Raw genomic sequence first — 22,641 nt, 5'->3', positions numbered from 1 at the left:
TCTATCCATCCGCGTTTAAAGCCAGAGGGTTATCCGAGGTTTGCCAAAGCCGGAAATGTTTCCAGCAGCCACCAGCTGAATTCGGTGAACAAACCGGTGACAAGCATGATGCCAACAAAAAGCAGCAGCCCGCCCATCACCTTCTCGATTGTGCCCATATGCGGTTTGATACGGTTCATAACCGCCATCGAGCGGTTCAGGAACATCGCAGCCAGCAAGAATGGAATGCCCAGGCCTGCCGCATATACGCCAAGCAATACGGTGCCACGCGTGACTGATGCTTCGGAGGCGGCCAGCGACAAGATTGCACCTAATTGTGGGCCGATACACGGCGTCCAACCGAAGGCGAAGGCCAGTCCCAGAATATATGCCCCGAACACAGATCCGCTGGAGTCACCCGTATCAACGCGTGCCTCACGATCCAACAAAGGAATACGGAACACGTTCAGAAAGTGCAGGCCAAAGACAATGACGACAGCGCCCGAGAGTTTGGCGAAAAGCACCTGATTCTGAAGAACAAACGCCCCAAAGACCGAGGCTGTAAAGCCTAGCAGCAGGAACACGGTCGACAGACCCAGAACAAAAAACAGTGCCGCCAGGGTCGCCTTGCGCCGCGCGCGCGCCTCATCCTGCATCTCGTTGATAGTCACACCGCTCATATACGCGAGGTACGGTGGCACAATCGGCAGCACGCAGGGAGACAGAAAACTTATCAACCCGCCCAGCATGGCGATAAACATGGCAGGCAGAAGGCCCGCGTCTATGATCTCAATTCCGAACATGACTCAGCACATATGGTATCGCGCGGGTTTCGTCACGAGGCCATTCGGTCACATCCTCGTGGTTGCGCGCTGGACAGTATCGCTCGTTAGAAATATCTCAGCCCCATGACCAATGAGATTGAAACACTGGATGCGTTGGGATTGTTGTGCCCCTTGCCTGTTTTGAAGGCTCGGAAGCGCCTGAAATCCTTGCCTGCGGGGGGTATGCTGCGCGTGCTGGCCGATGATCCTGCCGCGATTATCGACGTACCGCATTTCTGTACCGAATCTGGCCATACACTTGTCTCGCAAGATACAGTGGATGGTCATCAGATATATGTGATCCAAAAATCGGCCTGAGGATTCTTTGGAACGCACCCTAATGAAAAAGGCGGGCCAGTTGGCCCGCCTTTTTCTTACTGTCCCAATGACCACCACCCTCGGCGCTTTGGCTTGGCCGGCGCGGGTTCGGGTTCGTCCGCCACTGCCTCCAAGACCGGCTCTGGGGTGGCTGCTTCAATGACTTCGGGTTCTGCTGCCACGGTCGATTCTTCGGCTTCTTCGGCAACCGGTTCAGGCGCTTCAGCAGGTTCCTCTGGCACTTCTTCATCGACTTCAGAAGCCGACGTTGCTTCGGCGATCTCAAGTTCTGATGGTGCATCAGCACTATCGGGCTCAGCGGCTGGTTCGATGCTTTCAGACTCATCGGCTGGCTCTTGCTGTTCAGCCTCGGCGGCCTCAGCATTGACCGGCTCTTTATGCGGATCGGAGTTCGCATTATCCGCTTCGGTCTGCGTCTCGCTTGCATCGACTGTGGCCTCAGTATCCTTTTTGCGTCGACGCGGTGCCCGGCGCTTTTTCGGTTTGGCCGCTTTCTCAGCATCTTCCTCAGCCTCGGTCTGCTTGGTATCGACGCTCTCAGCTTCGTTGCTCGAGTCGGTTACACTGTCTGCGTCAGACTCGTCTGCATTGCCATCCGGCGCGTCACCATTGCCCGAACTCTTCTTGCGCCGGCGCCGACGCCGTTTACGCTTGGGCTTGGTCTCTTCCTCGGTCTGAACCGCAGTTTCTTCTTCGTTTTCGTCCTCATCCGTGGCGTCGACCATATCCATCAGCGACGCATCAACCGAAACCACCGGCGCAGTTGCTTCAGGAACAACGCGGCTAGCGGTCTTGAACTTCTCCATCGAGAAGTCGGGGCTGACCAAATGAACGTCCCCTTCGATCCGAACCGACAAACCATACCGCGCTTCGATCTGCGCGATGTGTTCGCGTTTCTGGTTCATCAGGAAGTTGGCGATGCTAACCGGGCAACGCACCAATACCTCACGCGAACGGCGGCGAGTGCCTTCCTCTTCAATCTGGCGAAGGATTGACAGTGCCATATTGTCGTCCGACCGGATCAGGCCGGTACCATGGCAAGACGGGCATGGCTGGGTCGTCGCCTCAAGCATTCCAGGACGCAGGCGCTGACGGCTCATTTCGAGCAGTCCAAAGCCCGAAATCCGGCCCACCTGAATACGGGCACGATCCGTTTTCAGCTTGTCTTTCAGTCGTTTCTCAACGGCCGAGTTATTTTTGCGCTCGTCCATATCGATGAAATCGATCACGATCAGACCGGCCAGATCGCGCAGACGCAATTGGCGCGCCACTTCTTCGGCGGCCTCCAGATTGGTCTTCAACGCGGTTTCCTCGATCGAACCTTCTTTGGTCGCCCGGCCCGAGTTCACATCGATCGCCACCAGCGCTTCGGTCACGCCGATCACAATGTAACCGCCGGATTTCAGCTGAACCGTCGGGTTGAACATCCCAGCCAGATAGCTTTCCACCTGATATCGCGCGAATAGCGGCAGCGCGTCTTCGTATCGCTTCACGTTTTTGGCGTGCGACGGCATGATCATCTTCATGAAGTCTTTGGCGATGCGATACCCGCCCTCGCCTTCAACCAGAACCTCATCGATGTCGCGATTATACAAGTCGCGGATCGAGCGTTTGATTAGGTCGCCTTCTTCATAAATTTTCGCAGGCGCAATGGATTGCAACGTCAGCTCGCGGATCTGCTCCCACAGTCGTTGCAGGTATTCATAGTCGCGCTTGATCTCTGATTTTGTCCGCTTGGCACCCGCCGTACGAACGATCAGACCCGCGCCCGTGGGCACGTCGATTTCAGCGGCAATGTCTTTCAGTTTCTTCCGGTCAGCGGCATTGGTGATCTTGCGGCTAATTCCGCCGCCCCTTGCGGTATTGGGCATCAGTACGCAGTACCGACCCGCCAAAGACAGATACGTGGTAAGTGCCGCACCCTTGTTGCCGCGCTCTTCCTTGACCACCTGCACCAGCAGGACCTGACGCACCTTGATAACTTCCTGAATCTTGTAGCGGCGCGGGCGTGGCTTGCGCGGAGGACGGATATCCTCGCTATCGTCTTCGTCCGCCACCGACTCGATGGTATCGTCTTTCGAAGCCGCGTCAGCGCTTTTGCTTTCTGTCTCGCCATCCGCCTCGGGCTCATCGCCAGAAGCTTCCGCCTCCTCTTCGTCAGACTTGGCTTCGACCTCATCCGAAGGTTCTTCTTGGTCGGTATCAGTTGCTTCGACCGGCGCGTCTTCCGCTACCTCAGCAGTCTCTTCTGGCGCTTCCGCCTGTTGATCTACATCTTCGGACTTGGCTTCTTCGATCGGAGCTTCTTCAGCGACAGGCTCGGCGGCATCCTCAGGCTCTTCCACCGGCGTCTCGGCAACGATTTCCATCGGAGACGTCCCTTCGGGCACCTCCGTCTCTTCACCGTCATCCAGATCTATGGTTTCCATTCCGGTCGGCTCTGAGGAAACCTCCAGCGTCTCAACCGGATCGTCCGTCTTGACGTCAGCGGCCTTCGAGCGCGAACGCGACCGGCGCTTCTTGGGCTTTGTTTCCTCGGCCTCATCCCGCGCCTTCATCGCCTCGGCATAGGCGCGCTCTTCCTCCATCAGCGCCTCGCGGTCAGCGACGGGGATCTGGTAGTAGTCGGGATGGATTTCGGAAAAGGCCAGAAACCCGTGCCGGTTCCCGCCGTAATCCACAAATGCCGCCTGTAGCGACGGCTCAACCCGTGTTACTTTTGCAAGATAGATGTTGCCAGCAAGCTGGCGTTTGTTTTCGGATTCAAAGTCAAATTCCTCAACCTTGTTTCCGTCGACCACCACAACGCGGGTTTCCTCCGCGTGGGTGGCATCGATAAGCATTTTCTTAGCCATGTGTCCTTGGTGCACCGCGCCAAACGCGTTGTCCTGACCCGTCCAGGCGGACAGGCGCTTTTGGGGAGGTGTCTTGTACGGGCGATATCGGACGGCGCGCGGCAGGGTCTGGCGCTTTGGCCCCCTGCCCGTATACTCAATCGTTGCGCGCGCGTCATCGCGGTTCTTCTCCGACAGGCGCGTCTAAATGCGGCCCGCCCATTTATTCCTTTCACCCGCATAGACGGGTTCAGGCGTTCATCTGCCCCATTGGGGCATAATCGGTCTGCCGCGCCGCGCGGGATCTATCCTCACCATCAGCTCAGCAGCGAAACTCAAAACACGGGGCTTGCAGGCACAAAATACCCGGCCCGTTCGATCACAATAAAAGCAGTCCTGTGGAAAAGACAATGGGCAAACTGCATCGCGCCCCAAGAACGCGCCGAAGAGTCCCTTCATCTGTTCAAAAATATCCAGGGGTTGAATTGAACCGCAGGCTCAAGAGGGGGCCAGCCCCCTCCTCCGCTTTCACAGGTAATCCGAACGCTGCAACCCGTACTTCGCCATCTTTTCGTTCAGTGTCCGGCGTGGCAGGCAGAGTTCTTCCATCACCGAGGCGATCGATCCCTTGTGACGGCGCATCGTATTGTCGATCAGCATCCGCTCGAAGGCTTCAACATATTCCTTCAACGGCTTGCCTTCAGTTGTCATCACTGGCTGCATCTCTTCGTGATCCGACATCAGCAGCGAAGCAATTGTCCCCGACCCGCGCCGCGACTGCAGCACCGCACGCTCAGCAATGTTGATCAACTGCCTCACATTCCCGGGCCACGGGGCCTGAAGCAGCTGAGCCGCTTCCTGCGCACTGACCTGAGGCGCGTCGCAGCCATATTCCTCTGCGAACTGTTCGCTCAGACGGGTGAACAGCGTCAGGATGTCCTCACCCCGCTGTCGCAGCGGAGGCATGGTGATGCGCAGCGCCGCCAACCGATAGAACAGATCGGGACGCAATACATCTTCTGAGGTTTTGCCCGCTTCCTGCAGGTTCGAAATCGCAACGATCCGCGTTTCCGCAGGGGTGCCCTGCTCATTCATAACGCTCAATAGACGGGCCTGCAGCGTATCACTCAGGGCTTCGACATCCTCAAGAACCAGCGTACCGCCTCGGGCCTCTTCGATGGCGGGCAACTGCGTGTCTTCGGGGAGCATCGGGCCAAACAGGCGTTTCGACAGCGCTTCTTCCTCAAGTGCTGCGCAAGAAACCAGGACGAATTTCTTACCCGCCCGGCTACCAACCGCGTGCAATGCATGCGCCACCAAAGTCTTTCCGGTTCCGGTTTCCCCATCGATCAGGACATGACCATCCGCCTGCCCCAGATCCAGAATATCTTCACGCAACCGCTCCATGACGGGGCTGGCACCGATCAGCTTGTTCATGATCTGCGTACCGCCAGACAGCTCACGCCGCAGGGCTCGGTTGTCAAGCGTCAGACGACGCGCATTGCTGGCGCGTTTGGCAAGTTCGGACATGCGATCGGGGTTAAACGGCTTTTCAAGGAAATCGAACGCCCCGACACGCATCGCCTCTACGGCCATTGGCACGTCGCCATGTCCCGTGATCATGATCACCGGGAGCGTGCTATCGGCCCCCATCAGCTTTTTCAGCAGTTGAATGCCATCCATTCCCGGCATCTTGATGTCAGAAATCACGATCCCGGGGTATTCTGGCCCCAAGACCTTGAGCGCATCCTCGGCGCTTGAAAAGGTTTCGGTGTCGTACCCCGACAAAGCCAGCCACTGGCTGATCGACTGGCGCATGTCCTGTTCATCATCCACGATGGCGATTTTCATGGCCTGTGCCATAGTCACTTCCTCTATTCCGCGGCCTCAAGGCCGTCGCTTCCCAATATGGGCAATTGCATCTCAAACACCGCGCCACCCTGTTGGCCGTTGCGCGCGGTCAGCCGTCCGCCATGGTCGTTCACGATCCCGGACGAGATGGCAAGCCCCAGACCAACGCCGTCCCCCGGGCGTTTGGTCGTATAAAACGGCTCGAACAGGTTTTCGATATCCTCGATCCCGTGGCCATTGTCCCGCACGGTCAGTACCGCAGTTTCACCTGCAGCGAGAATGATCTCGACATCCGGCTCATCCACAGACTTGGTCGCATCCAGCGCATTGCGCAAGAGATTGACCATAACCTGTTCGATCCGCATCCGATCACCCATCACTATAACAGGTTCTTCGGGCAAAATCTGGGTTATCTTAACATGTCGCTGACGCAGCTGCGGCTCCATCATCGATAGGGACGAGGCCAGCGCTTCGCCAAGATTTACTGGCGAAAACGCATCTGCACCTTTGCGCGCATAGGATTTGAGTTGGCGCGTGATCGCTCCCATCCGCTCGATCAATCCGTCGATCCGCCCAAAGCTGGCTAACGCCTCTTCGGGTCGGTTTCGACGCAAAAGCAGACGCGCGCCGGCCAGATAAGTTTTCATCGCAGCCAGAGGTTGATTTAACTCGTGACTGACTGCCGCAGACATCTCTCCAAGTGCTGCCAGTTTTGAGCTCTGGGCAAGGGTTTGCTCGGCAACTTCCAGCGTCTTTTCAACACGTTCACGCTCAGCGATTTCCCGCTGCAGCCTTACGTTCAATGCGCGAAGCTCCGCCGACTCGCGCTGGAACAAGGTCATGCGCAACGTCGCCCTGCGGCTAAGCGCATAGAAGGTCAGCGCCAGAAGAATCGCAAAGGCCATGATCTCAAGCGCCAGAACGCTGTTCACCCGCTCGCGGATCGACGAATAGGTGGTGAACGAGGTCATTTGCCAGCCCCGGAACGGAATGCGGGTCTCCATACGCATCACAGCCTCGCCCTGAAGATAGGCATCGGGGGGCAAAGCGCTCCAATCGGTTGTGGCCCGGATTGCGCGCTGAATTGCGTTCTGAGGGGGTTGGCGCAACATGGCACCGCTTTCATCCAGACCCCTCCACTGAGGCTCGGTCGAGAGGATGATCGTACCAGTGCTGTCGGTGACCATCACCGCATCAGAAATACCTGCCCAGGCGCGTTCAAATTTCTGCAGATCAACTTCAACTACGATCACGCCAAGAATCTCTGCATTCGCCTCGATTCGCCGCGAGTACACAAAGCTGTAACCGCCGGACTCACGTGGAATGACCGAGAATATAGTGGCATTCGATCGAATTGCATCGATGAAGTAAGGCGAGTTCCGGTGGCTTTCCTGCAACCGATTCCGGTCGGTTGCGGCACGTGTCAGGCCATCCCCATCCAGCAAAACCAGCGAGGCCGCCCCGATTTCTTCAACGAAAGAGATCAGGCGCTGGCTCGACAGCGTGTAATCGCTGGATTGCAGGGCCGAAATCAGGGTGGGGTCACGGGCAAGCAACTGCGGCACGATGGCGTTGCGTCGCAACTCACTCAGCAGGTTGCCGGAATACAAAGCTAACCGCAGTTCGGCCCGGTTTCTGGTCGATTCGGTGAAGCGACTTGTTAGCAGACTGTTGGTGATCCACACTGTGGCGACGGTAGCAAGCAGCAACAAAAACACGGCAAGCCGCAGCCGCCAGCCCATAGGCGCGCCGCGAAACCGGTTCAGAAACCCTTTGCTGTCTGCTTGATCTTCCGCGCTCATGTACTGACGCTACGCGTCCCGACTGATGACCTCAAGTCACGCGGGCGTCAGCACCCCGGCCAATGCGCGGAAGAGCGCCGTCCCGTCAGTGCCTCCGTGGCCTGAATCCGCCGCTCGTTCTGGGTGGGGCATCATGCCTAACACGCGCCGGTTGTGCGATAAAATCCCTGCAATATCGTCGCGCGAACCATTGGGATTTTCGGCATATGTGAAGGCAACGCGATCCTGATCTTTCAACTCGGCCAAGGTCTCATCGTCTGCGAAATAATTGCCATCGTGATGCGCAATCGGGATATCGATCACATCCCCGGCATTGTACCCTTCACTAAAGGCGCTATCGCTGGTTTCGACCTTCAGTCCGATCGTTTTGCAGATGTATTTCAGACCGGCATTGCGCAACAGCGCGCCAGGCAGAATTCCGGTTTCGGTCAGAACCTGAAAACCGTTGCAGATACCGACGGCATAGCCACCACGCTCGGTATGCGCGGCCAGCGCTTTACAAATGGGCGATTGCGCCGCAATCGCGCCGCAGCGCAGATAGTCGCCGTAAGAAAACCCACCCGGCACACCGACGATATCTATACCCTCGGGCAGCGCGGCATCCTTGTGCCAGACCATATCGACGGAAAAACCGGCCTGCTCGAAAGCAACGGCAAGATCACGATCGCAGTTGGAACCGGGGAAAACGATGACGGCTGCGCGCATGGCGGACCCTCCTAGGTCAGAAAAACTTAGAGCAGTTCGATCTCAAAGCGTTCGATGACCGTATTGGCCAACAGCTTTTCGCACATCTTGGTTACGTCCGCCTCGGTCGCGCCGTCTGCCAGTTCCAGATCGATCACCTTGCCCTGACGGACACCTTCGACCTGATCAAAGCCCATCGCACCCAATGCGTGACGCACAGCCTCGCCCTGCGGGTCCAGAACCCCGTTCTTGAGCATCACATGCACACGTGCTTTCATTTTCGAGAACTCCACTGATGGACCGCGCATCGATCCGTTTCGTTGGGCGCGGGATACCCCGCTTGGGCTTGTCGGACAACCCTGTCGATATGAGACAGGATCAGTTGATCAGCGTTGGCTTTGTGACATTGCTCTTGGGCAGAACACCAAGACGGCGGGCGACCTCAGAATACGCATCAGTCAGACTACCCAGATCACGGCGGAACACATCCTTGTCCAGCTTCTGACCGGTTTCGATATCCCATAGACGGCAGCTATCGGGGCTGATTTCGTCCGCAATGATCAGTCGTTGGAAATCGCCTTCGAACACACGCCCGATCTCGATTTTGAAATCGACCAGACGAATACCAACCGCCAGCATCACGCCGCTCATGAAATCATTAACGCGCAGTGCAAGGCTCAGGATATCGTCCATATCCTGCTGGCTCGCCCAGCCGAATGCCGCAATGTGCTCTTCGGTCACCAACGGATCACCCAGCGCATCGTCCTTGTAGCAGTATTCAACAATCGGGCGCGGCAGTTGAGTACCCTCGGCGATACCGAGGCGTTTGGACATCGATCCGGCGGCATAGTTGCGGACGATCACTTCCAGTGGAATGATCTCACAATTCCGCACAAGTTGCTCCCGCATGTTCAGACGGCGAATAAAGTGCGTCGGAACTCCGATCTGGGCCAGACCGGTCATGAAGAATTCGCTCAACCGGTTGTTCAGAACGCCCTTTCCATCGATCACGTCTTTCTTCTCGGCGTTGAAAGCTGTGGCGTCATCCTTGAAGTACTGCACGATGGTGCCCGGCTCGGGACCTTCATACAGGATCTTGGCTTTACCTTCGTAAATCTTCTTGCGACGCGCCATGAGCGACCTTTCCAGTCTGGGGAAAGGGAATGAGTCCCTTCACGTTGGCGCCCTCATAGTGCAAGCCCCGCTTTCCCGCAAGTTCGCAACCCCGAGAGGCTTTGACGCAGCGCAAATACCTTGCGCACAGGGCGTCGTATAGTCATATCATCAGAAAAGAACATCTAACCCAAGAGGTCCCCAACCAATGACCACATTCGACGAACGTGAAGCCGCGTTTGAAAACAAATTCGCTCATGACGAAAAGATGCAGTTCATCGCCCGGATGCGCCGCAACCGATTTATGGCTGTATGGGCCTCGGCGCTGAAAGGCGAGACTGTGGAACAGGCGCGAAAATACGGGCAGGAATTGGTCCACACCGACCTGCAAAATGTCAGCGAAGACGATGTTGTCGAGGCGGTCAAAGGATACCTCGGTGACCTCGCGGATGAGGCTAAAATCCGCGAGAAGATGGTCGAACTTCTGGTCGAAGCCAAAGAGCAGGTGATGGCAGAAGCCGAGTCCTGATGCCTGAGCTTCAAAACTCATGATCTTCATGAGTTTTATGAATTTGATTTGACGCCCCGGTCGTGAGACACGGGGCGTCTCATATTTTTACGGGCTGTGGCCCCAATTTTGGAATACTCCAATGACAAACGCGCTCAGCAACCTTCTGGAAACCGTAGACGTCATTCTGGCGGATGGCGCGACCGGGACGAACCTGTTCAACATGGGCCTGCAATCAGGCGATGCGCCGGAATTGTGGAATGTCGATGCGCCTGACAAGATTCGTGCTCTGTATCAGGGCTCGGTCGATGCCGGCAGTGATCTGTTTTTGACAAACACATTTGGTGGAACAGCCGCGCGTTTGAAGTTACACGACGCCCAGAACCGCGTGGCCGAGCTGAACCGTACTGGCGCTGAACTGGGTCGCGAAGTCGCTGATAAAGCAGGCCGCCCAATCATCGTGGCCGGATCCGTTGGTCCGACCGGCGAGATCATGGAACCTGTCGGTAGCCTCTCACACGCCGAAGCCGTCGAGATGTTTCATGAACAAGCTGAGGCATTGAAGGCCGGAGGCGCAGATGTTCTGTGGCTTGAGACCATAAGCGCGCCGGAAGAATTCCGGGCTGCGGCAGAAGCGTTCGCTCTGGCAGATATGCCGTGGTGCGGCACCATGAGTTTTGACACGGCTGGCCGCACAATGATGGGTGTTACATCTTCTGATCTCGCAATGATCGTGGAAACTCTGCCCAATCCTCCGGTTGCGTTCGGGGCGAATTGCGGCACTGGTGCCTCGGATATACTGCGGACGGTACTTGGGTTCGCTGCCCAAGGAAACGAACGTCCACTGATTTCCAAGGGCAACGCAGGGATCCCGAAATATGTGGACGGTCATATCCATTATGATGGAACGCCTGAACTGATGGGCCAGTACGCCGCCATGGCGCGCGATGCAGGTGCAACGATCATTGGCGGTTGCTGTGGCACTATGCCTGCGCATTTGCGCAAAATGCGCGAGGCGTTAGATAACGGTCCGCGCGGCGAGCGCCCGACCCTGGATCAGATCGTATCGGCGCTTGGTCCGTTTACCTCAGCCTCAGATGGCACTGGGGACGAGGCCGTTCCCGAACGGCGCACTCGTCGCCGCCGCCGGGCCTGATTGAATGATCAGCGCCCTTCGAATTTCGCAGGGCGCTTTTCAAGAAAGGCTACGACGCCTTCGGCAAAGTCTCGGGTACGTCCGCATTCGCCCTGCAGGTGGGCTTCGGCCGCAAGTTGCTGAGGTAATGTTCTATCGTAAGTTCCCCGGATCGCTTGTTTGATCGCGCGAAACCCAGAGGTTGGGCCATTCGCCAAATACGCAGCTCTCTTGCGCCAATGAGCGTCGAACTCATCATCTGCAACCGCTTCCCAGATCAATCCCCATTCATCCGCCTGGCGCGCGCTGATCTTGTCTGCAAACAACGCTGCACCCATCGCTTTGGCAAACCCCATCTGACGCGGCATGAACCAGGTGCCGCCTGCATCAGGCAGCAGACCGATCCGAGCGAAAGCTTGCAGAAAATAGGCACTCTCGGTTGCTATCACCACATCGGCACAAAGTGCCAGGTTGGCCCCCGCCCCCGCTGCAGGCCCGTTAACTGCCGCTATAGTTGGCACGGGGCAATCATAGACAGCTTCAAGCATCGGTTCATATTCGTCGCGAAGCGCGCGTTCGAGGTCGATCTTTCCTGTGCTCGACGCGTCACCCAAATCCTGACCTGAACAAAAGGCAGAACCAGCACCCGTCAGGACAATCGCGCGGGCGTGTTGCGCGGCGTCTTTCATTGCGTAGGTGATCTCGGCCCGCATCTGCGTCGTCAACGCATTCATCTTATCCGGCCGGTTCAATGTCAAAACCGCCAAATTACCAGTAATGTCCAGAAGGACCGCTTCGTATTCCATGCAAAACCTCAGCTGCGCAGCGTTCTGCAAAACACTGACGCAAATGCGGAAAAAGGAAAAGAAGAACCGCGCGTCAGTCTTCAAGAATTCGGCGCAGACGCTCTTGTTCTTCCTCACTAAGGCCTTCGGAATGCGCTACTTCCTGATGCTGCGCACGCTTGCGCAAAAAGTTCCAACCCATGCCGACCGCTATCAGCAGCATGACAGGAGCCGACAGCCATAACAACAGATTGGCGCCGGTCGCGGTAGGTTTCAGCAGCACATATTCGCCATAGCGATCAACGATGAAGTCCACAACCTCTTGATCAGTATCCCCCGCAACCAGACGTTCTCGCACCAAGATACGCAGATCACGCGCAAGTTCAGCATTGCTTTCGTCAATGCTTTCGTTCCGGCACACCAAGCAGCGCAGACCGGTACTAATATCCCGTGCTCGTGTCTCGAGCGCCGGGTCGTCAAGCACTTCATCCGGCTGAATAGCCATGATGGGGGATGCAATCAGCAGCAGGATAACAAGCAGGCGCTTCATTCGGCAGGAACCCCGCTTGCAGGCGTTTTCCGTGCACCGGCTGCAACACGGAAACGGCGATCCGACAGGCTGAGCACACCGCCCAGAGCCATGAGGATACATCCGCCCCAAATCCAGTTGGCCAGAGGTTTGATATAGGTTCGCATCACCCAGCCGCCATCAGCTTGTTGATCCCCGATCACAACATATAGATCGCGCAGAAAGCGGTAGTCGATTGCAGCCTCAGTTGTCGGCATCCGTGCCACAGGGTAGTCGCGCTTTTCCGGGTTAAGAGTCGCGATATAGCGCCCGTCCTTCTCAACAAGCACATCCGCCATGGTTGAGAAATAGTTCGGCCCCTGTACCTGACGCACATCTTGCAACGTCAACGTAAACTGCCCCACTTCAAAAGGCTGACCCGGTTGAGCGACACGAATATCCTCGACTTCCCAAGCGGTTAGGCCTGCGATGGCAAACATGGTGACGCCCAAACCACTATGGGCCACCGCCTTACCCCAGTCTGCGCCGGGCAGTCGAAACAGGCGTCCAAGACTGCCTTTGCGGCCAGTGCGGCTCCAAAGATCGACGATGGCGCCGAAGGTGATCCACGCCCCCAGGAACAAACCCACGGGTCCCAATGCGCTGCGTCCGGTCTGCATCACCCAGACCAGTATCGCGATCGTGACCGCCAGCACAAATGCATAGCGCAAAGACCATGCCGCCCGGCTTAGCTTGCCCCGCTTCCACGGCAGCATTGCGCCAACGGGAAGAACGATTCCGAGGGCGACCATGAATGGGGTAAATGCGGCATTGAAGAACGGCGCGCCCACCGAGAGTTTTCTATCGAACGCCATCTCGGCCACCATTGGCCACATTGTGCCAAAAAACACGACAAAGCAGCTAACTGCCAACAAGATGTTGTTCAGAACCAATGCACTTTCGCGGCTGACCATTCCAAAGACACCCTTCGCCTCCATCGCCTGCGCGCGTGCAGCAAACAGGGTCAACGCACCGCCGGTAAAGATGATCAGGATGAACAGGATAAATACGCCACGCTCAGGATCATTGGCAAAAGCATGGACCGAAGTCAGCAGCCCCGATCTCACGATAAAGGTCCCGATCAGAGAAAACCCAAACGCGATAATCGCAAGCAAGATCGTCCAGCTTTTCAACGCCTCGCGTTTTTCCACCACGATGGAGGAATGCAATAGAGCGGCCGCCAGTAGCCAAGGCATAAAGCTGGCGTTCTCAACAGGATCCCAGAACCAGAACCCGCCCCAGCCCAATTCGTAGTAGGCCCACCAGGATCCAAGCGCGATACCGATCGTCAGGAAGACCCAAGCCGCCAATGTCCAAGGCCGAACCCAACGCCCCCAAGCCGCGTCCACCCGGCCCTCGATCAATGCAGCAACGGCAAAACTGAACGCCATGCTGAGGCCGACATAGCCCAGATACAGGAATGGCGGATGGAAGGCCAAACCGGGGTCCTGCAGCAGCGGATTCAGGTCCCGTCCATCGAACGGAGGAACAGGCAGTCGGTCAAACGGGTTCGATGTGAAGAGGATAAAGGCATAGAAAGCCACTCCGATCGCGGCCTGAACGGCCAGCACCCGCGCCTTTAAGGTCGGAGGCAAGCCAGCGCCGAATATGGCGGCCATCGCGCCGAATATCGCTACAATCAGGACCCATAACAGCATCGAACCTTCATGGTTTCCCCAGGTCCCGGTGATCTTGTAGAGCATCGGTTTTGCCGAATGGCTATTCTCGACCACGATCCGCAACGAGAAGTCAGACGTGGTAAACGCCCAGACCAGCGCACCAAAGGAAAAGGCGGCCAAAATGAACTGCGTGATGGCGGCCGGTTCAGCGAAAACCATCCACCCGTTCCAACGGTTGGCAGCCCCGATCAACGGCACCACAGTTTGGACGATGGCAACGAGGAAGGCTAAGATAAGTGCGAAATGGCCGAGTTCTGTAATCATGGCCTGCTTATACTGCGGCACCGGTGCAAGTGCCATTCACATTCGCCTCGGATCACCGCACATAATGTCGCGCCTCAGGTCTTTCGTAGTCGCTTCCAGTCCTCCAATGCAGGGTTCGAATCCGGCTGGTTGACTGCTTCGGCCAACGATGCGTCCGAGCCAGTATCGGCGACACCCGGACTGTCATCGCGCAACCCGCGGATCGTTTCAAGATTGGCGATCACCTCAGGCGCCCTCAGCATTGTCGCGCTGATCTCTCTTTGAAAATCCTGCGCTTTGATCTGATGCCGCGCGCCAAAGTAAAACGACACGATCACCCCTAACAGCCACCACAGTGGCTCTGGCACCAGCGCAATTCCCTGCATACGTGCTGCGAACCACAGCGGATCGATCATGGCGGCCAGAAACAAACCCAATGTTCCCAAAGCCAGCGCCGGTCGCGGAAGGCGATTCAGCCCGTCCATGAACCGATCAAATCTGGTTTTGCTTGGGGCTTGGAATTCAGTGCCGAATTGCGCCATGGCCGCACTGCGCAGTTCGACAGAACGCTCGGCACCGCTTTCTACATTTTCGCGAAACATTTCCGCAGTTTCGCGAACCACATTGCGACCTCCGCCAAACAAGAGCGCCAACAAACCCGAGATCAAACCCATCCCGAAACCCTTTTCTGAAACGCGTCCTCGCTCAGATGATACTTGGGCGATAAAAACTCTTCGGCACGCTTGATCCATCCGCCTTTGCCGCCCGCGCGTGTTCTGGCATATTTACGAAGAGCCATCCGCAGGTCTGCCAAACGGAAATAATAGTTTCGTCTTGCGACCCCATAGGCATCACGAAACACCAGAGGCTTTGGACTAGCCGCCTCGCGGCTCGCCTGCGCAGTCTGAGGGCCGATGACCCCGTCAACCGTAATGTCATACTCCATCTGCCGCAGCAGGTTCTGCAGGATTTTCACCGCTTGAGCTCCTGCATTGACGTACATGTCGAACACGGATGCCTGTACGGCTTCCGGCAGCACCTGAAGGCGTGGTCTCTCAAAATAGTGTTCCAGAAAAATATCGACGGCCTGCGCTTTGCTAAGCATGCGCACGTCTTGTTGCGTCACCGAACCATCTCGGTCCAGATCGAGACCCAATCTGCGCATGGTATGGATCGTCACCCCGTATTTCGTGGCACCGCCGGGATCATCGGGGTCATCCACAAAACCACCTTCCCGCGCCACGATCCCTTTCGCAATCTGTCGTACCGTCAACATCGTCACCCCTATGCCAAACTTTGGCAAACGGTCGGACAATTTCGTTAACACCACTGCAAAACAAAGGGCGCTGCCTACCTTAGCACGCAACGCCCCGCTTCTTCTATTTAGAAATTTTAACGCCAATGGCATTCAGCGATGCTGCATTCAGCTATCGCCTGATTCCTGATAAACGCCTTGCTCTTTTAATGCGTCCACAACCTCTTTGGGCATGTAGGTTTCATCGTGTTTCGCAAGGATTTCAGTGGCTTCAAAGACTCCATTCACATAACTTCCGGTGCCCACCATACCCTGATTTTCCGAGAACAGATCAGGCAGAACACCGGTAAAAGCGACCTTTACGCTTTCACCGCCGTCGGTCACGACGAAATGCACAGTCTCACCCTGCCCGCGAATGATCGAACCTTCTTCGACCAATCCACCGATACGGAACACCTCGGTCGGTTTCGGCGGTTCTGCAATCACCTGACTGGGTGAGCGGAAAAAGTTGATGCCATCACGCATCGCATATCCGATCAGACCCGTCGCCAGTATCAGGGCCGCAACAGCCACTAGAATGACTTGTACACGACGACGTTTCTTAAGCGTTTTCATACCGTCCTCACGGGAACAAGGGGGCCATCATCAGACCCAGGGTTTCATCCTCACCTAACATCAGGTTGGCGTTCTGCAAGGCTTGCCCACTGCTACCTTTTGTCAGGTTATCCAATGCTGCCACCACGATTGCACGGCGTTCGATCCGATCTCCAACGACACCGATATGGCAGAAGTTCGACCCCCGCACATGGTGGGTTGAGGGCGTCTCGCCAAATGGCAGCATCTCAATGAAGGGCTCGGCTTCATAGGCCGATTGAAGTGTCTCATACACGCTCTGCGGGTCACCCTTTACATAGGTTGTGGCCAGAATACCCCGGTTGGCTGGGATCAGGTGCGGTGTGAACTGCACATGCACCGTCCGTCCAGCCAGTTCCGTGAATTCCTGATCAAACTCGCCCAGATGCCGGTGCGTCCCGCCAATGGCATATGCGTTCGCCCCTTCACTGAGTTCTGCGTGCAATAGATTCTCTTTCAGCGCCCGACCTGCGCCCGAGACCGCGCATTTCAGGTCCAGAATGATGTCATCAAGATCAATCACACCCGCCGAAATCAGCGGACGCAGCACATACTGCCCCGTCGCGGCATTGCATCCGGTCCCGGCAACCAGCCGCGCGCCGCGGATTTCGTCACGGTAGAACTCGGTCAGACCATAAACCGCCACTTCCTGATGCCCAAGCGCGGCATGTGAATTCCCATACCACTTCTTGTATTCGTCGCCATCGCGAAGTCTAAAATCTGCTGACAGGTCAACAATTTTCAAGGTGTTGGGCAGTTCGCGAATGACTTCCTGACTGGTCTTGTGCGGCAAAGCGCAGAAACACAGGTCGATTTGGTTAAAGTCGATCTCGGAAATCTTGCAAAGCACCGGCAAATCCAAATGGCGCAGATGCGGAAATACCTGCGCCATTGTCTGTCCAGCCTTCCGCTCGGCGGCCAGAGCTTTGATTTCCATACTCGGATGCCCGGCGATCAGCCGCACGAGTTCCGCGCCGGTGTAACCAGAAGCGCCAAGAATTGCGATTTTGTGGGTCATGTCAGACCTCTTTCATTCATGTGTCACATGGGGTGACCGCCGCTGTGACGGTCAACGAATTACGGAATCGGAAAAGCGCCGTCCTTGACCTAGGTCAGGCGGCTTCAAAGGTGATTTGTCGTCGGAGGAACTGAGTCGCGCGATCCGTCACAACGCCCGGCTTACCCGTTGTCAGGAAGCCATCAGTGCCCTCACCCAGCATATTCGGATGCCGTTGCAAGTAGTCTGCAAGGCTTTCCGCAACCAGATCACCCTGGCTATAGACTTTCACATCCGGTCCGAGCGCCTGCTGAAACGTCTCTGCCATCAGCGGGTAATGCGTACAGCCCAGAATGGCTGCTTGCGGTTCCGGCATCTTGCGCTTCAGAGCATCCACATGGCTGCGTACCAAAGCCTCGGCCAAGATCATGTCGCCCTCTTCGATGGCGTCCACCACCCCGCCGCAGGCTTGCGCCTCGACATCAACCCCGATCGCCCGAAACGCCAGCTCCCGCTGAAACGCACGGCTCGACACTGTCGCGGGCGTCGCAAACAGCGCAACATGCTGCACCTGAACCTCACGCGGCGGAGAGTTGTCGCCCCATTGCCGTTCAGTCAGCGCCTCAATCAAAGGCACAAATACGCCCAGTACACGCTTTCCTTCTGGCACGCCCGCTTCTTGCATCCGACGCAGGGCGGCGGCGCTTGCGGTATTGCAGGCCAGAATCACCAGATTGCAGCCGCGATCCCAAAGGTCCTGCACAGCGTTTCGTGTCAGGTTAAAGATATCTTCGGCATCGCGCACACCATAAGGCGCATGCGCGCTGTCCGCGAAATAAAGAAAATCAACGTCGGGCAGACGTTTCTGCGCGGCGTTCAGGACGGTCAAACCACCCAATCCGGAATCAAAGATACCTACTGCCATTTGCCCCTTCAGGCGCGATGCCGTTCCTCGAATTCATAGCCATAGTCATAAGACTTCAATGGCTCTGGAGACAGCTCATACGTGGCTTTGCGCAGGAAATCCATCATCTTGCGCGTATCCTTGCCCAGCGGGTCCAGAATGTCGCGCCCAATGGGGTCTCCTACAACTACGCGGACGGGGGTATCGACACGTTTCTTGAACTCTTTGATCAGCAACCCCATCCGCAGAGTGTTGTGCAGATGGCTGGCAATCTGGAACAAACGCGAGGTGTGACCATCGAAGAAAACCGGCACAACGGTCGCATTGGATTTGGCAACCATCCGCGCTGTAAATCCGCGCCACCCTGGATCCATCGGATGAGAAAATGGCTTGGCCGCAGTGCTGACGGTGCCACCCGGGAAGATCCCGATTGCACCACCATCGCTTAGGTAGTTCAGAGCGGTTTTGCGGGTCGCAAGATTCAGCTTCATCGCATCTTTTGTGGCATCAAACGAAATTGGCAGCACGATGCTGTTCAGGTCTTCAGCTTTGCGAAAAACATGATTGGCGAGAATGCGAAAGTCTGTCCGAGTCTGAGACAGGATGTGTCCCATCATTAGCCCGTCTAGAATGCCGTAAGGATGGTTCGCAATCAGGATCAATGGCCCATCTTTTGGGATGTTCGACAACGCACCGCCAACCACGTCTAATGTCAGCCCATATCGATCCACCATTACGGACCAAAAATCACGCCCCTGTGCGACCTCCTGCTCATACCCGTCAGCGCGGCGGATAAGACGCAGACGACCGGTGGTGTTTTCCATCAGCTTGATCACCATCCGCCCGCTCCGCGTTTCTGCGGAATGGGCGTAAGAGATGTCACGAGCGACGTGATGGCGCGAGGGCATTGGCTACTCCGGTTTGCTGCCGCTTAGATAAGGCCGGGTAGCCATTTTGCATAGGTTTGATGACAAGCTTGTAAAGCCTCACTCTGCCGCAGCTTTCATCTGAGGCCCGCCATCGCGAATAACAGCCAACAATTCCTCGCGACGTTTCGCAGCCTTGGCTTCATTCGCGACCAAAACCGGACCGAAACCGCGAATGTCCAATGGCAGAGCCGCAAGGGCCGCGATCGCATCACTGGTTTCGGGTGTCAGGCTGGGCAAAACCTCTTTCATGTCCTTTTCATACTGGCGGATCAGAGCACGCTCCATTTTGCGCTCTGTCGTGTAGCCAAAGATATCCAGCGGAGTGCCGCGCAAACCTTTCAGCTTGGCTAGAACCTTCAACGGACCAAGAAACCACTCTCCGAACGCTTTCTTGGCCGGGCGTCCATTGTCGCCCTTCGTCCCCAGGGTTGGCGGCGCAAGATGGAAGGTCATCTTAAAGTCACCATCAAACTCGGCCTCCGCCTTCTGGCGACTGTCGAGCAGCAATCGGGCGACTTCATATTCATCCTTATATGACAAAAGCTTATGGTAGCCTTTGGCAATAGCCTCACGAACGTGTTGATCTTCAACGCTGTCGACCAGCTTGCGATAACGTTTCGCCAACCGCTTATTTTGATAGTCGATCAGGTGCGCAGCGCGGAAATCGATCACTTGATCGAGGGTCTTTGGCAACTCTTCCACGTTGGGGCGCAAAATATTGGCCACGTCGTTGGGGTGGGTCACCGCCCAGCGACCAACTTCAAAGGCGCGTTTGTTGCGCTCGACCGCCGCACCATTCAACTCAATAGCACCCATTATCGCTTGGTGACTGATCGGTAGCAGACCACGCTGCCAGGCTGCACCAAAGACCATCATATTGGAATAGATCGAGTCGCCCATCACGGCTCGCGCCAGATCGGTGGCATCGAAAAGGGCCACCCCATCTTTCAACCGCGCTTGCAGAGCAAGCTGCAATTGATCGCTGGGGATCGTGAATTCTGTATCGCGCGTGAAGTCACCGGTGATAATCTCATGACTGTTCACAACAGCGCCGGTCTGGCCGGTTTGCGTGAGGCCAAGCGTCTTGGCCCCGGCCGATACCACCAGATCACCGCCGATCAGCGTATGCGCCTCGCCAGTGGCAACACGGATCGCGCTGATATCTTCGGGCCGGTTGGCCAGACGGCAATGGATATGTACGGCGCCACCCTTCTGTGCGAGGCCGGCCATTTCCATCATACCGGCACCCTTGCCGTCGATTTGTGCGGCTTGCGCCAGAACCGCCCCGATGGTGACAACGCCTGTGCCGCCAACTCCGGTAATTACGACGTTATGAGTGCCAATGATCTGTGGCAAAACGGGGTCCGGTAGATCGGGCAAGTCGAGGTCGGTCGTCGCCTCTTTGCGGATTTTCGCCCCTTCAACGGTTACAAAAGACGGGCAGAACCCGTTCAAGCAGGAAAAATCCTTGTTGCAGCTTGACTGATCAATCGCACGCTTGCGGCCAAGTTCGGTCTCTTTCGGTACGATGGAAACACAGTTCGACTGAACGCCGCAATCTCCGCAACCCTCACAGATATCAGTATTTATGAACACTCGCTTATCGGGGTCGGGGAACGTGCCGCGCTTGCGTCTCCTGCGCTTTTCAGCTGCGCAGGTCTGGACATAAACAATGACCGATACACCCTCGATTTCGCGGAATTTTTCCTGAACCTGCATCAGTTTTGAACGCTCGAACGTCTCAACGCCCGAAGGCAACGCACCAAAATTCACATCTTCTTTTTCGTCGTAAACGACAGCGACGTTGCTGACACCCATCGCGCGGACCTCGGCGACGATGCGTTCGGCACTTAGCCCACCTTCGTTCTCCTGACCTCCAGTCATCGCAACGGCGTCGTTATAGAGGATCTTAAAGGTGATATTTGTGCCCGCAGCCAGTGCCGCCCGGATCGCCTGCACGCCGGAATGGTTATAGGTGCCATCGCCGAGGTTTTGGAAAACATGTTGTGTGGTTGAAAACGGAGCCTCGCCGATCCAGTTTGCGCCTTCGCCGCCCATCTGGGTGAAACCGGTGGTTTCGCGATCCATCCACTGCACCATGTAGTGACAGCCAATTCCGGCATAGGCACGGCTGCCATCAGGCAGCTTGGTTGAACTGTTATGCGGACATCCAGAACAAAAGTATGGTAAACGCGCCGCGATTTCCTGCGCATTGTCAGCCCGGCGCGCTTCGGACAGCGCCTCCAGTCCGGCACGAACGCCATCTGTATCGCGCCCCTCTTCGATTAGGATCTCACCCAGCTTCTCGGCAATCATGATCGGGTCAAGCGCCCCTCGGGTCGGGAACAGTTCTTCGCGGTGCAGCGTCCCCGCGCCGCCTTTGTACCAGCCATAAACACGGCGCCCACGACGGTCGTCAAAGATAGCCTCTTTGACCTGAACTTCGATCAGCTTGCGCTTTTCCTCGACGATCACGATCAGGTCCAGCCCCTCAGCCCAATCGTGGAAGCCCTTCATATCCAAGGGGAAAGTCTGCCCGATCTTATAGGTGGTAATGCCTAGCCGTTCGGCCTCATCCGCGTTGATGTTCAGCAGCGACATGGCATGAGTCAGATCAAGCCAGTTCTTACCCGCCGCCACAAACCCAATCTTGGCACCCGGTTTTCCCCAGACCCTCTTGTCTAGCTTGTTGGCGTGCGAAAAGACCTCTGCCGCAAAGCGCTTGTGGTCGATTACGCGCGCTTCCTGCAGATGCGGCGTATCACCCAGCCGAATATTCAGCCCACCCTCTGGCATATCGAATTGAGGGGTGACCAGCTGCATTCGGTCAGGGCGGCCATCTACGACGGAAGTCACTTCGATCGTGTCTTTCATCGTTTTCAGCCCGACCCAGACCCCGGCGAACCGGCTAAGCGCGAACCCATAGATGCCATAGTCCAGAATTTCTTGCACACCAGCGGGGCTGACCACGGGCATGTACATGTCCACCAGTGACCATTCCGACTGATGTAAAACGGTGGAGCTTTCACCCGTGTGATCATCGCCCATGGCCATCAATACACCGCCATGTTGCGCCGTGCCCGCCATATTGGCATGGCGCATCACATCACCGGATCGATCTACGCCCGGCCCCTTGCCATACCAGAGCCCAAAAACACCATCGAATTTTCCGTCGCCACGCAGCCCCGCCTGTTGGCTGCCCCACAATGCGGTTGCAGCCAGATCTTCGTTCAATCCGAATTGAAAGGTGACATCCTTTTCGGCAAGTTGCTTTTCTGCACGAGACATCTGAAGGTCTACAGCCCCAAGCGGAGACCCCCGATAGCCTGTGACCAGACCTGCTGTGTTCAATCCCGCCGCAGTGTCTCGTACTTTTTGCATCAGCATCAAACGCACCAGTGCCTGCGTGCCGTTCAGAAGAACCGGGCTTTTGGACAGGTCGAACCGGTCGTTGAGTGAAATTTTCGGCTGACTCATCTGACGTCTCCCCTCGTCGGATTAGTGTGCTTTATTCTCGTGCATATTAGGTCATAAATACTGACCTGTATAGTGATTTTACTCTATTCCGTAACGATTTCC

Annotated in this window: 20 protein-coding genes; 3 read left to right on the top strand and 17 right to left on the bottom strand. The window is 56.5% G+C overall.

All coding sequences use genetic code 11. The features are described from left to right. Positions 1 to 29: 29 nt before the first annotated feature. On the bottom strand, positions 30 to 782 hold the full coding sequence (locus ACR0AY_RS02125; RefSeq protein ID WP_170393160.1) for a cytochrome c biogenesis CcdA family protein: 753 nt from the start codon (positions 780 to 782) through the stop codon (positions 30 to 32). A gap of 105 nt (positions 783 to 887) precedes the next feature. Between ACR0AY_RS02125 and ACR0AY_RS02120 the strand changes: the two genes are divergently transcribed. Further along, the gene (locus tag ACR0AY_RS02120; protein ID WP_170393161.1) at positions 888 to 1,121 is read left to right on the top strand and encodes a sulfurtransferase TusA family protein; all 234 of its coding nucleotides are present in this window, start codon (positions 888 to 890) and stop codon (positions 1,119 to 1,121) included. Between the two features lie 56 nt (positions 1,122 to 1,177). On the opposite strand, the gene ACR0AY_RS02115 is transcribed toward ACR0AY_RS02120, so the two are convergent. The 6 genes from ACR0AY_RS02115 to purC form a co-directional block, all read right to left on the bottom strand. Then, positions 1,178 to 3,997: an Rne/Rng family ribonuclease gene (locus ACR0AY_RS02115; RefSeq protein ID WP_170510064.1), complete on the bottom strand. Its 2,820-nt coding sequence runs from the start codon at positions 3,995 to 3,997 to the stop codon at positions 1,178 to 1,180. A 507-nt stretch (positions 3,998 to 4,504) separates the two neighbouring features. Next, the gene (locus ACR0AY_RS02110; protein ID WP_170393162.1) at positions 4,505 to 5,839 is read right to left on the bottom strand and encodes a sigma-54-dependent transcriptional regulator; all 1,335 of its coding nucleotides are present in this window, start codon (positions 5,837 to 5,839) and stop codon (positions 4,505 to 4,507) included. Positions 5,840 to 5,850: 11 nt separating this feature from the next. Beyond that, positions 5,851 to 7,629, bottom strand: a complete 1,779-nt coding sequence (locus tag ACR0AY_RS02105) for a sensor histidine kinase (protein WP_370644429.1) — start codon at positions 7,627 to 7,629, stop codon at positions 5,851 to 5,853. 36 nt (positions 7,630 to 7,665) lie between these two features. After that, positions 7,666 to 8,334: a phosphoribosylformylglycinamidine synthase subunit PurQ gene (gene purQ / locus ACR0AY_RS02100; RefSeq protein ID WP_170510067.1), complete on the bottom strand. Its 669-nt coding sequence runs from the start codon at positions 8,332 to 8,334 to the stop codon at positions 7,666 to 7,668. A 26-nt stretch (positions 8,335 to 8,360) separates the two neighbouring features. Further along, positions 8,361 to 8,591: a phosphoribosylformylglycinamidine synthase subunit PurS gene (gene purS / locus ACR0AY_RS02095; RefSeq protein WP_010439914.1), complete on the bottom strand. Its 231-nt coding sequence runs from the start codon at positions 8,589 to 8,591 to the stop codon at positions 8,361 to 8,363. Between the two features lie 100 nt (positions 8,592 to 8,691). Beyond that, positions 8,692 to 9,447, bottom strand: coding sequence for a phosphoribosylaminoimidazolesuccinocarboxamide synthase (gene purC / locus ACR0AY_RS02090; RefSeq protein WP_170393164.1), 756 nt, complete (start codon positions 9,445 to 9,447; stop codon positions 8,692 to 8,694). Between the two features lie 187 nt (positions 9,448 to 9,634). Here purC and ACR0AY_RS02085 point away from each other — a divergent pair, with 187 nt between their 5' ends. Beyond that, positions 9,635 to 9,955, top strand: a complete 321-nt coding sequence (locus tag ACR0AY_RS02085; protein WP_170393165.1) for a DUF1476 domain-containing protein — start codon at positions 9,635 to 9,637, stop codon at positions 9,953 to 9,955. A 121-nt stretch (positions 9,956 to 10,076) separates the two neighbouring features. Continuing rightward, positions 10,077 to 11,090 carry a betaine--homocysteine S-methyltransferase gene (gene bmt / locus ACR0AY_RS02080; RefSeq protein ID WP_170510072.1) on the top strand — a complete coding sequence of 338 codons (1,014 nt, stop codon included), beginning with the start codon at positions 10,077 to 10,079 and terminating at the stop codon, positions 11,088 to 11,090. 8 nt (positions 11,091 to 11,098) lie between these two features. Here the strand turns inward: bmt and ACR0AY_RS02075 are convergent, their stop codons facing one another. The 10 genes from ACR0AY_RS02075 to ACR0AY_RS02030 form a co-directional block, all read right to left on the bottom strand. Further along, positions 11,099 to 11,875: an enoyl-CoA hydratase-related protein gene (locus ACR0AY_RS02075; RefSeq protein WP_170510074.1), complete on the bottom strand. Its 777-nt coding sequence runs from the start codon at positions 11,873 to 11,875 to the stop codon at positions 11,099 to 11,101. 73 nt (positions 11,876 to 11,948) lie between these two features. After that, positions 11,949 to 12,404 (bottom strand): cytochrome c-type biogenesis protein, encoded by a 456-nt coding sequence (locus ACR0AY_RS02070; protein ID WP_170510077.1) that lies wholly within the window; start codon positions 12,402 to 12,404, stop codon positions 11,949 to 11,951. Next, positions 12,401 to 14,365 carry a heme lyase CcmF/NrfE family subunit gene (locus ACR0AY_RS02065; RefSeq protein WP_170393700.1) on the bottom strand — a complete coding sequence of 655 codons (1,965 nt, stop codon included), beginning with the start codon at positions 14,363 to 14,365 and terminating at the stop codon, positions 12,401 to 12,403. The genes ACR0AY_RS02070 and ACR0AY_RS02065 overlap by 4 nt, the downstream gene beginning before the upstream one ends. A gap of 74 nt (positions 14,366 to 14,439) precedes the next feature. After that, positions 14,440 to 15,018 (bottom strand): holin family protein, encoded by a 579-nt coding sequence (locus ACR0AY_RS02060; RefSeq protein WP_170465392.1) that lies wholly within the window; start codon positions 15,016 to 15,018, stop codon positions 14,440 to 14,442. After that, complete coding sequence (locus ACR0AY_RS02055; RefSeq protein WP_170510079.1) at positions 15,009 to 15,620, bottom strand: holin-associated N-acetylmuramidase; 612 nt, start codon at positions 15,618 to 15,620, stop codon at positions 15,009 to 15,011. The genes ACR0AY_RS02060 and ACR0AY_RS02055 overlap by 10 nt, the downstream gene beginning before the upstream one ends. A gap of 147 nt (positions 15,621 to 15,767) precedes the next feature. Further along, on the bottom strand, positions 15,768 to 16,214 hold the full coding sequence (gene ccmE, locus ACR0AY_RS02050; protein WP_170405562.1) for a cytochrome c maturation protein CcmE: 447 nt from the start codon (positions 16,212 to 16,214) through the stop codon (positions 15,768 to 15,770). A 7-nt stretch (positions 16,215 to 16,221) separates the two neighbouring features. Next, positions 16,222 to 17,250, bottom strand: coding sequence for an N-acetyl-gamma-glutamyl-phosphate reductase (argC, locus tag ACR0AY_RS02045; RefSeq protein ID WP_170510082.1), 1,029 nt, complete (start codon positions 17,248 to 17,250; stop codon positions 16,222 to 16,224). A gap of 94 nt (positions 17,251 to 17,344) precedes the next feature. After that, the gene (gene murI / locus ACR0AY_RS02040) at positions 17,345 to 18,154 is read right to left on the bottom strand and encodes a glutamate racemase (protein WP_170405556.1); all 810 of its coding nucleotides are present in this window, start codon (positions 18,152 to 18,154) and stop codon (positions 17,345 to 17,347) included. 8 nt (positions 18,155 to 18,162) lie between these two features. After that, positions 18,163 to 19,041 carry a lysophospholipid acyltransferase family protein gene (locus tag ACR0AY_RS02035; RefSeq protein ID WP_170421435.1) on the bottom strand — a complete coding sequence of 293 codons (879 nt, stop codon included), beginning with the start codon at positions 19,039 to 19,041 and terminating at the stop codon, positions 18,163 to 18,165. A gap of 78 nt (positions 19,042 to 19,119) precedes the next feature. Further along, a complete protein-coding gene (locus ACR0AY_RS02030) occupies positions 19,120 to 22,539 on the bottom strand; it encodes an indolepyruvate ferredoxin oxidoreductase family protein (RefSeq protein ID WP_170635672.1) in 3,420 nt (1,139 codons plus the stop codon). Positions 22,540 to 22,641: the final 102 nt, after the last annotated feature.

The sequence above is a fragment of the Ruegeria sp. A5 genome (assembly GCF_056543005.1).
Note: the sequence above shows the minus strand (reverse complement) of the source record. Positions and strands in the feature narration are given on the sequence as shown.